We start from the raw sequence: 10,539 nt of genomic DNA on the forward strand, positions 1-10,539 counted from the left end.
GTGCCTGGCCTCGAGCTGAACCAGAGCATTGATTACGTCGGCCGCACTGTGGCGAGTGAGGGTTGGCGGCGGCACATCGAGGTGATATGAGAGAACATCCCCCGGAAACCGGCAGGAAGTGGGAGAAGATCGCCCGGAAACGGGCAGGACGTGAGAGAACGTCGTATTAGGCTGGGACGGTGACCCGGTTGATCCTTGCCTCGCAATCCCCTGCCCGCACCAAGTTACTGACGGAAGCGGGGATCCAGCATGACGTCCTGGTTTCGGACGTGGACGAGGACGCGGTGCAGGCGCATTATGGCGTGACGGACGCGCATGACACCGCGCTGCTGCTGGCCCGGGCAAAGGCTGAAGCGGTCGCCGCACTCCCGGAAGCCGAGGGTGCCCTGGTGATCGGCTGCGATTCGGTTTTCGAGTTCGACGGCGAATCCCACGGCAAGCCCTACACGGCGGACGTTGCCCGCGAGCGGATGCTGCGCATGAGCGGATCCAAGGGCGTGCTCCACACTGGTCACTGGCTGGTGGACTGCCGGGACACCGCTGCGGACGTAGACGACGAATCCGCTGAGGAAACAGAAGGCACTGGCGCCACGGTTGGAGCGGTCTCCAGCGCCGAGGTTCATTTCGCAGAGATGAGCACCAACGACATCGACGCCTACATCGCCACCGGAGAACCCCTGCACTGCGCCGGCTCGTTCACCATCGACGGCCTGGGCGGCGCCTTTATCCGCAAGGTGGACGGTGACCCGCACGCCGTCGTCGGGCTTTCCATCTCCACCCTCCGGGACCTGCTGGTCCATGCGAATGTGGGCATCACGGAGCTGTGGGACGCGAAGAGCCAGTAGAAGTAATTTGTAGCAACCCTACAAAGGAACATCTCCTCACACACGGAATCCCCCATCAATATGGGCGGAACCCTCACAATCACGCTAGGCTCCTCAAGGACAGAAGGAGTCAACAACTTGTCAGCTAACCCGGCGCAGCCCATTTCCAGCCCTCTTACCAAGGTCTTGATTGCCAACCGCGGCGAAATCGCGGTCCGCATCATCCGAGCCGCCCGGGACGAAGGCATCGCCTCCGTAGCCGTCTACGCAGACCCGGACCGTGACGCCCTCCATGTCCGCCTCGCCGACGAAGCGTATGCCCTTGGCGGCAACACCGCAGCTGAGTCCTACCTGGTCATGGAGAAAATCATCGACGTCGCCAAGCAGGCCGGCGCCGATGGGATCCACCCCGGGTACGGTTTCCTCGCCGAGAATGCGGAATTCGCCGCCAAAGTGATCGACGCCGGCATCACCTGGATCGGACCCTCCCCCGAGGCGATCTCTGCCTTGGGCGACAAAGTCCAGGCGCGCCACATCGCCGAAAAAGTAGGCGCCCCGCTGGTCCCCGGCACAGCTGATCCCGTGGAATCAGCGGACGAGATCCTGAAGTTTGCGGAGGAATTCGGCCTGCCCATCGCCATTAAGGCTGCTTTCGGCGGCGGTGGACGCGGCATCAAGGTTGCCCGCACCATGGAAGAGATTCCGGAGCTGTACGAATCCGCAGTCCGTGAGGCGATAGCAGCTTTCGGCCGGGGCGAATGCTTTATCGAGCGCTTCCTGGACGCCCCGCGCCACGTTGAGACGCAGTGCCTGGCGGACGCTTACGGCAACGTTGTGGTTGTCTCCACCCGCGACTGCTCGCTGCAACGCCGCAACCAGAAACTCGTCGAGGAAGCCCCGGCTCCCTACCTGAGCGAGGAACAGAACAAGCGGCTCTACGAATCTTCCAAGGCGATCCTGAAGGAAGCCAACTACCTCGGTGCCGGTACCTGCGAGTTCCTCGTGGGCCAGGACGGCACTATCTCCTTCCTCGAGGTCAACACCCGTCTCCAGGTAGAGCACTGTGTTTCCGAGGAAGTTACGGGCATCGACCTCGTCCGCGAACAGTTCCGCATTGCGCGTGGGGAGGCTCTTGGCTACGAGGACCCCGAGGTCCGCGGCCACTCCTTCGAGTTCCGCATCACCGGCGAAGACCCGGGCCGCAACTTCATGCCCGCCCCAGGCACCGTCAGCACGTTGAAGAACCCCACAGGCCCGGGCATCCGCGTGGACTCGGGCATTGAGGAGGGTGACGTCATCAGCGGCAACTTCGACTCCATGCTGTCCAAGCTGATCGTCACCGGCGCCACCCGCGAGCAAGCCCTCCAGCGCTCGCGTCGCGCCCTTGAGGAGATGGTGGTGGAAGGCATTCCCACCGTCATCCCCTTCGACCTCGCCGTTGTCACTGACCCCGCCTTCGCCCCGGTGGAGGGACCGTTCAGCGTCCACACCCGCTGGATCGAAACCGAGTTCGTCAATAACATCCCCGCCTGGACGGCCAGCGGCGCGGGTACTGAAACGCCCGACGCCGGTGAGCGCCAGCGCGTCGTCGTCGAGGTTGGCGGCAAGCGGCTTGAGGTCGTTCTGCCGTCCGGCCTGGGCGCCAGCGTCGCCGCTGTTTCCAGCGGCTCGGGCACCAAGTCGGGCAAGTCCAAGAAGCGTTCCCGCTCGGCAGGGGCCGCAGCGGCTGCCGCCGGTGGGGATGCATTGACCTCGCCGATGCAGGGCACCATCGTCAAGGTCGCAGCTGCCGAAGGCGATATCGTGGCCGAGGGCGATCTGATCGTTGTCCTGGAAGCCATGAAGATGGAGCAGCCATTGACCGCACACAAGTCCGGCACTGTTCGCGGCCTGGCAGCCACAGCGGGTGAGACGGTCGCTGCCGGCGCCGTCATTGCCACGATCGAGGACTAAGAACCCAAAATTAACGACGTCGGCCCCGCACTGGAAGGTGCGGGGCGGCTGCACCCAGGATGCTGGAGACGTTGTAGCTGACAGCCGACCCCGTATACCGGACGTTCGTGGGGAACAGTTCGGGCAGCAGAGCACCCATGGGCCCGAATGTCAGACCCATCAGCGTGAAGCCGATAATCAGCAGCGCCATGGCGCCTGCGAATCCTGCGCCAAAGAGCGGCACGAACAGCAACCCAAAGACGAAGATGCCCGCGGTCACTGCCAGGAGCGTCTTGCGGCGTCCGAACTTTTCTGCGAGCGGGCCCGCCACGAGGGTGAAGATGCCGAAGAACACCACGCCCGCAATGAGCATCCACAGGAACTCGTTCCGCGTGTAGCCAAGGCCAGGAACGAACGCCGCTGCCGCGGCTTCCGACAAAGGCTTTCCGGCCTTCTCAGCCGCAGCCTGCGCCCCCGCCAGCGTCGGTTTCGTGCCGTAAGTCAGCGTGAAGGTGGTCATCAGATAGAAGAGCACGTACGTGGCCAACATGATGAAGGTACCGAGAATGAGTTGACGCCAGCTGCTCTTGAAGACACGGCCAATTGGCAACTTGGCAACCTCATTGGACTCGACCACCTTGGTAAAGGCAGGAGTCTCGATGAGTTTGAGGCGAACGTACAGGCCAATGATCACCATGACGGCGCTGAGCAGGAATGGCACCCGCCAGCCCCAGGCTTCGAACGCTTCCGGGGAAAGGGTGTAGTTGAAGACCAGGAAGATGATGTTGGCCACGATGAAGCCGATGGGCGCGCCCAGTTGCGGGAACGTTCCATAAATGGCGCGCTTGTTGGCGGGCGCATTTTCGGTGGCCAGCAGTGCCGCACCACTCCACTCCCCGCCCAGGGCAAGCCCTTGCGCAAAGCGCATGACCACCAGGAGAGCCGGGGCCAGAATGGTCCAGCCGGGAACGGCGGCAGTGGGCAGGCAACCAATCAGGAAGGTTGCAATGCCCATGGTCAGCAGGGACGCAACCAAGGTGCCTTTGCGTCCAAATTTGTCACCAAAGTGTCCAAAGATGATCGAGCCCAGAGGGCGTGCGATGAACGCGACCCCAAACACAGCGAAGGAGCTGAGGAGTTGGGTGGTCTCGTTCAGGCTGGGGAAGAACAACCGGGGGAATACGAGGACAGCCGCCGTGGCGTAGACGTAGAAGTCGTAGAACTCGATCGTCGTGCCAATAAGGCTGGCAACAATCACCCGTCCCCGTGAGTTCACTGGCTTAGTGAACTCACCTTCCTTGGATGGTGCTGTGGAAGACATGTAGTAGCAGCTTTCGTTCACACCGGCCGATGCCCCTGGCGAGCCCGCCCGGCGAAGGATTATTCGAGAGTTCAATAATAGTTCCCGCAGTCCATTGACTGGACAACTAAGTCCACCATGCGGACCGATGGAAAAGTCTCATTCTGTGGTCCGGGCCACAATACCTCACCATTCCCTCACGCGCTGGTGACCCCGCCGATAGGGAAATGTCACAGCACGTTTACAAAGGGCGACGGTCCGCGAAACGCGTGAAACCTACCTTGGAAGAACAACGTCCCCCGAAGGAGGCACTCCGTGACTGTTGACCGCACTGCAGAAGAACTGGCCCCCGCCCAGTCCACTGCTACCGCCGTTCCCACCCTTGAACACCGCCCCGGCCGCTGGATCGCCAACTGGGATGCCGAGGACAAGGGCCAGTGGGAAGCCGAAGGCCGGTCCATCGCCAAGCGCAATCTGTACTGGTCGATCTTCGCCGAATTCCTCGGCTTTGTCGTATGGCAGCTCTGGTCGATCGTTGTCGTCCAGCTCCCCGCAGCAGGTTTCAAGTTCGATACCAACCAGATCTTCTGGCTCATCTCCATCCCCAGCCTCGTAGGCGCCACGCTGCGAATCCCCTACACCTTCATGGTGCCGAAGTTCGGTGGCCGCAACTGGACCATCGTCTCGGCACTGCTCCTCCTGATTCCCGCCAGCGGCCTGGCGATCTGTGTTTCCAACCCGGAAACCCCGTTCGGTGCCATGCTCCTGGTTGCAGCCCTCGCCGGCTTCGGCGGTGGCAACTTCGCCAGCTCGATGGCCAACATCACCTTCTTCTACCCGGCCCGCGAAAAGGGCTGGGCACTGGGACTGAACGCCGCGGGCGGAAACCTTGGTGCCGCCGTCGCGCAGCTTGTGGTTCCCATCGCCATCACCCTGCTCGCAGCTGGAACGGTGAACCTGCCGATGGCCGGCATCATCTGGATCCCGCTGATCCTGATCGCGGCATTCGGTGCCTGGAAGTACATGAACAACCTCACCAGCGCCAAGGGTGATGTGGCTGGATCCGTGGCGGCCCTCAAAGAACCGCACCTGTGGATCATGGCATTCCTGTACATCGGAACATTCGGCTCCTTCATCGGCTTCGCCGGCGTCTTCCCGAAACTGATCAAGGACTACTTCCCCGATTTCTCCTCCATCCACCTCGGGGCAGTGGCCTTGTCCCTGGCATTCCTCGGCCCGCTGGTCGGTTCGCTGGCCCGTCCTTACGGTGGCCGCATGGCAGATCGCATGGGCGGCGCCCGGATGACCATCGTTTCGTTCGCCTCCATGGCTGTCATCACCCTGACCATGATCTGGACCCTGCCACTGAAGAACTTCTGGTTGTTCCTGACCTTGTTCCTGGTGCTCTTCGTGGCGAGCGGCTTCGGTAACGGCGCTACCTACCGAATGATCCCGGTGATCTTCGCGACCTCCAGCCGGGCAGCCCGCTCAGGCGCCCCCAGCGCCTCAACAGCACGGTTGGCATCCTCCTCACTGGGCCTGATCTCGGCGATCGGTGCCTACGGCGGATTCGTGATCCCTCAGGTGCTGAACGCGTCGAGCTCATCAAGCGGCTCCTACACCCCGGCGTTCTACGGATTTGTTGGAGCCTACGTCCTGATGCTCGCCGTCTGCTGGGTCTGCTACATCCGCCCCGCCCAGAAGCGCAACACGATCGGACACATCTAGATGCCCAACGGCGCCGATACCCACTGCCCCTACTGCGCGCTCCAGTGCGCCATGACGCTGACCCCGGCTGCCTCGGCCGCCGGGGCAGCGCCCGCGCCCTCGTCCGACGCAGCACCGGCAAGCCCTGCCACACCTGCAATACCCGGTGAAGTTGCCGTGCCCCTGGAAGTTTCAGGGCGCGACTTCCCCACCAACCGGGGCGGGCTGTGCCGCAAAGGCTGGACATCGGCGTCGTTGTTGCGTCACAACGGCCGCGTCACCGAACCGATGCTCAAGGGATCCGACGGCGTCCATCAGCCGATCTCCTGGGACCAGGCGCTCATGCTGATCACCGCCGCTGTGAAGGACACCCAGAAGCAGTACGGAAACGACGCCGTCGGAGTTTTCGGTGGTGGCGGCCTCACCAACGAGAAGGCGTACATGCTGGGCAAGTTCGCCCGCCTGGCACTGCGCACCTCACGCATCGATTACAACGGCCGCTTCTGCATGTCCTCGGCGGCAGCGGCAGGCAACCGCGCCTTCGGCGTGGACCGCGGCCTCCCCTTCCCCGTCACGGACCTGGACTCCGCATCCGTGATCCTCATGCTCGGCTCCAACGTCGCCGAGACCATGCCTCCCTTCGTCCAGCACCTTCAGGGCGCGCGCGACGCCGGCGGGCTGATCGTTGTGGATCCCCGCCGTTCGGCTACCGCAGCTTTCACGGGCGACGGCGGCGGCATTCATTTGCAGCCCACGCCCGGCACAGATTTGGCCCTCCTTTTGGGCATCAGCCACGTTGTGGTCCACGAAGGCCTGGCCGACACCAGCTACATCGAGGCAAACACCAAGGGCTATGCTTCCGTGGTTCGCAGCCTCAACGCCTTCTGGCCCGAGCGCGTCCAGTCCATCACCGGCGTCCCGGCCACCCTCATCCGTGAGACCGCCCGGCGCCTGGCACAAGGCGCCCGCAACGGCGGCAGCTACATCCTCAGCGGCCGCGGCGTGGAACAGCACGTCGATGGGACGGACACCGCAACCGCTGCCATCAACCTCAGCCTCCTCCTGGGCCTGCCTGGCTCGGCCCGCAGCGGCTACGGCACACTCACCGGCCAAGGCAATGGCCAGGGCGGCCGTGAGCACGGCCAGAAGGCCGACCAGCTCCCCGGCTACCGCAAAATCACCGATCCCGCCGCGCGCGCCCACGTCGCCAAGGTCTGGGGCGTGGACGAGTCGCTGATCCCTGGAGCCGGCCTTCCCGCCGTCGAACTCCTCAAGTCACTCGGAAAGCCCGACGGCGTCCGTTGCCTCTTCGTGCACGGCGCCAATGTAGTGGTTTCGGCGCCGGACACCAACGCGGTAACCCAAGGACTTCGCAGCCTGGACTTCCTGGTGGTCTGCGACTTCTTCATGTCCGAGACCGCAGCCGAGGCCGATCTGGTACTTCCTGTGACGCAGTGGGCCGAGGAAGAAGGCACGCTGACCAATCTTGAGGGACGCGTGATCCGACGCCGCAAGGCAATCACCCCTCCCCCGGGCGTCCGCAGCGAATTGTGGCTGATGGCAAGGCTCGCGGAAATGCTCGAGGCTCCGTCCATGTTTAGCGATGACCCCGAGACAGTGTTCGAAGAACTCAGGCTTGCTTCCGCCGGTGGCGTGGCTGACTACTCCGGTATCGACTACGCCATGCTGGATCGCGGCGAAGCTGCCTACTGGCCGTACCCCGTGGGCAGCCAAGGAACGCCGCGCCTCTTCGCTGACAGGTTCGCGCATGCTGATGGCCTGGCCGTAATGGTTCCAGTCACCCCTTCCAAGCGGGCTGTACGTTCGTTTGCGGACGACTCCCTGGCCCTCGCCACTGGCCGTCTCCTGGAGCACTATCAGTCCGGTGCCCAGACGCGCCGCGTGAGCGAGCTGCTGGCGTCCCAACCTCAGGCTAAGCTCCTGATCCACCCTGGCACGGCCGCAGCGCGTGGCATTGCCGACGGCGATTATGCAACCGTGACCAATCAGCGCGGTGAGGTCCTCTGCCGGGCGGAGCTCAGCAACTCCATCCGCCCGGACACCGTCTTCCTGCCATTCCATTTCCCGGGCCAGGAAAACGCCAACCGCCTCACGGAGGCGGTCACCGATCCCATCTCCGGCATGCCGGAATTCAAGACCAGCCGGGTATGGGTCCGGCGGGCAGCGTCCACCACAGTTTCAGCGGCTCCAGTCGCTGTGCCTGCCGGATCCGGGCTGCCCTTGCACGCCAAGGAGGCATCATGAGCGAGCGCATTGTTGTTGTTGGATTCGGCCCGGTTGCTGCGCGACTGGTGGACGAGCTGCTTCCCGCGGTCCGCACAGGACTCGTGCAACTGCTGGTGGTCGGCCAGGAAGCTGAGGCCGCGTACAACCGCGTCATGGTTGCAGAACTGGGCGTCGGGCGGACCACTCCTGAGGCCCTGGCCATGGCTGATGCTGCTGAACTGGAGGCCGACGGCGTCGACGTGCGGTTGGGCGTCAAGGTCAGGAGGATTGACCGCGCACGCCAGCACGTGATTCTCTCCGACGGCACCAACGAACACTACGACCGCTTGGTGTTTGCCACCGGCTCGCGGCCGGTCATCCCCAATCTCACCGGCTTGAACCCTGATCCGGCGGGCCCCGTTCTCCCGGCCGGAGTCACCGCCCTGCGCGATCTTCGCGATGCTGCCGTGCTCCGTGAAGCCGTAGCCGGCGGCAAACGCGTTGTGGTCCTGGGTGGTGGCGTGCTTGGCCTGGAAACTGCCCTCGCCGCGGCGGAGGAAGGCGCCCAGGCAACAGTGGTCCACAACGGCCCCTTCCCCTTGGGGCGGAGCATTGACCGCGGCAGCGGATCCGTCCTCACCAGCAGCCTCCGCGCGGGCGGCGTTCGAATGGCCGGCAACGCGAGGTCCACGGGTGTGGAAACCGCTGGTCCCGGCGGATCTTTCTCTGCTCTGCTACTGGATGATGGCTCGGCGATCGACGGCGACCTGCTGGTCCTGTCCTGCGGCGTTCGCCCGAGGATCGAGCTGGCCGAAGGCTGTGGCCTTCCTGTTGCGGCCGGAATACTGGTGGACCACCATCTCCGGACCTACCACGAGCCACACATGTTCGCGATCGGCGATTGTGCCGAGGTCCGCTGCCCTGACGCTTCCTGCCTCGATTGCCGGACCGCCACAGGCCCCTCCGGTTTGGTAGGCCCCGGCTGGCGTCAGGCTGAATGGCTGGCTGAATATCTCGTGGTCCTGGCACAAGACGGCCAGGAAGCCGCGGATGCGCTGGAAGCCCTGCCGACGGAAAAGCCGGGCGTCGTGGTTCTGAAAGCAAGGGGCATCAACCTGGCCGTTGCCGGCGATAACCAAGCCGATCCATGGGACGAAGAGCTTCTGGAAGCCGGGGCCACTGCTGGCCGGGCACGCCGCCAGATCTCCCAGTGGGCCGACCCCGAGCACGGTCGCTACGTCAAGATGACAACGCGCGGCGGAGTGCTGGAGGGTTTGGTGGCCGTGGGCATGCCCCGGACTGCTGCTGAACTGGTGGTCCTGTTCGAACGTTCCTCAGAGCTGCCCGCGGACCGTTCCTTGCTGCTTCGCCTGGACGGCCCGGACCAGTTGGATTCCGGCGCAACCAGCAACGATCCCCAACGCACAGTCTGCCGCTGTGCAGGCGTCAGCGCGGCAAGCATTGAGGACTCCGTATTGGAAGGTTGCAGCACTGTTGGCGAGGTCTCCAAGGCCACCCGTGCCGGAACAGGGTGCGGCGGATGCCACGAGGACATTAAGGGGCTCATCGAGAAGCACTTCCAAGCGGCTGCCGCCTGAGGCCGCTGCCCAGGCGTGCCCCATTTAGACTTCTCGGGTGAACGTATCTGAGCAGGCGCCAGGGGTCTTCTTCGTCGAGGGGCCCGCGTCCAACTGGATCATTGTCCGGGACAGCACGGGCTTCCTACTGATCGACGGCGGATATCCTGCCGACCGGGACCTGGTCCTCGAGTCCATCCGCCAACTGGGTCTGGATCCCGCCGATGCCCAAGCCATGCTCATCACCCATGGCCACGTGGACCACACGGGCTCCGCGGCGTACTTCTCGCGGACGTTCGGCACGCCCATCCTGTGTTCCCCGGAGGAACTGGCACACGTGCAGGGCAAGGAAAAGCATCAGGTCACGTTCGGTCAGGTGATTATCCGGGCTTGGCGTCCCCGCGTTTTCCGCTGGTTGCTCCATGTCATCCAAGCGAAGGCCCTCCAGGCGGAGCCCGCAACGCGTGCCGAGGCATGGGATGAGGACAGGCTCCGGAGCCTGCCTGGCCAACCGGAAGCGATCCTCTTGCCCGGTCACACTCCAGGCAACGTTGCTCTACTGATCCCCGGGGCGCAGGCCATCGCCGTAGGTGACACATTTGCCAGTGGCCACCCGATCAGTTCGAAGTCCGGCCCACAGATGCTGCACCGGATGTACCACTCGGATCCGGAGACCGCCCTCGCAGCGGCACTCTCACTGGGCACCATCCAAGCCAACGTGATCCTGCCGGGGCACGGTCCTGCGTTGCACCTGCCCCTCGCCGAAGCCATCGCGAGCCTCCAAACGTAGGAAACAGAAACGCCCGTTTCGATGGCTCGCTGCGCATTCGACGTTTCCACCGTGTGTGTCAGGCTGTTGTGTGACAGGTTTGCTGTTCCCACCAGGTGATACACGCGGCAGGGAAAGGTCCGTCATGGATTTTATTGTTCCTCCCCGTCGTTCGAAGCGGAGCCACTTCACTCTCGATCAAAA

General features: G+C 63.8%; 6 protein-coding genes and 1 pseudogene. 6 read left to right on the forward strand and 1 reads right to left on the reverse strand.

The features are described 5' to 3' along the window. The first annotated feature begins 179 nt into the window (after positions 1 to 179). Positions 180 to 845 (forward strand): Maf family protein, encoded by a 666-nt coding sequence (locus tag AB4Y87_RS21860; RefSeq protein WP_442006352.1) that lies wholly within the window; start codon positions 180 to 182, stop codon positions 843 to 845. A 60-nt stretch (positions 846 to 905) separates the two neighbouring features. Continuing rightward, positions 906 to 2,777 (forward strand): acetyl/propionyl/methylcrotonyl-CoA carboxylase subunit alpha, encoded by a 1,872-nt coding sequence (locus AB4Y87_RS21865; protein ID WP_442006353.1) that lies wholly within the window; start codon positions 906 to 908, stop codon positions 2,775 to 2,777. A 28-nt stretch (positions 2,778 to 2,805) separates the two neighbouring features. Here the strand turns inward: AB4Y87_RS21865 and AB4Y87_RS21870 are convergent. Next, positions 2,806 to 4,077: pseudogene (locus AB4Y87_RS21870) on the reverse strand (MFS transporter); the annotation flags it as partial. A gap of 294 nt (positions 4,078 to 4,371) precedes the next feature. Here AB4Y87_RS21870 and AB4Y87_RS21875 point away from each other — a divergent pair. Genes AB4Y87_RS21875 through AB4Y87_RS21890 form a run of 4 tightly spaced genes read left to right on the forward strand, consistent with a single transcriptional unit; the run spans position 4,372 to position 10,356 of the window. Then, positions 4,372 to 5,784 (forward strand): MFS transporter, encoded by a 1,413-nt coding sequence (locus AB4Y87_RS21875; RefSeq protein WP_442006354.1) that lies wholly within the window; start codon positions 4,372 to 4,374, stop codon positions 5,782 to 5,784. Beyond that, entirely contained in the window at positions 5,785 to 8,028 is a 2,244-nt protein-coding gene (locus AB4Y87_RS21880; protein WP_442006355.1) for a molybdopterin oxidoreductase family protein, read from the forward strand. Next, on the forward strand, positions 8,025 to 9,587 hold the full coding sequence (locus AB4Y87_RS21885; RefSeq protein WP_442006356.1) for an FAD-dependent oxidoreductase: 1,563 nt from the start codon (positions 8,025 to 8,027) through the stop codon (positions 9,585 to 9,587). The genes AB4Y87_RS21880 and AB4Y87_RS21885 overlap by 4 nt, the downstream gene beginning before the upstream one ends. 37 nt (positions 9,588 to 9,624) lie before the next feature. After that, on the forward strand, positions 9,625 to 10,356 hold the full coding sequence (locus tag AB4Y87_RS21890; protein ID WP_442006357.1) for an MBL fold metallo-hydrolase: 732 nt from the start codon (positions 9,625 to 9,627) through the stop codon (positions 10,354 to 10,356). Positions 10,357 to 10,539: the final 183 nt, after the last annotated feature.

It is taken from the genome of Paenarthrobacter sp. RAF54_2 (assembly GCF_052113945.1).
Classification (GTDB): domain Bacteria; phylum Actinomycetota; class Actinomycetes; order Actinomycetales; family Micrococcaceae; genus Arthrobacter.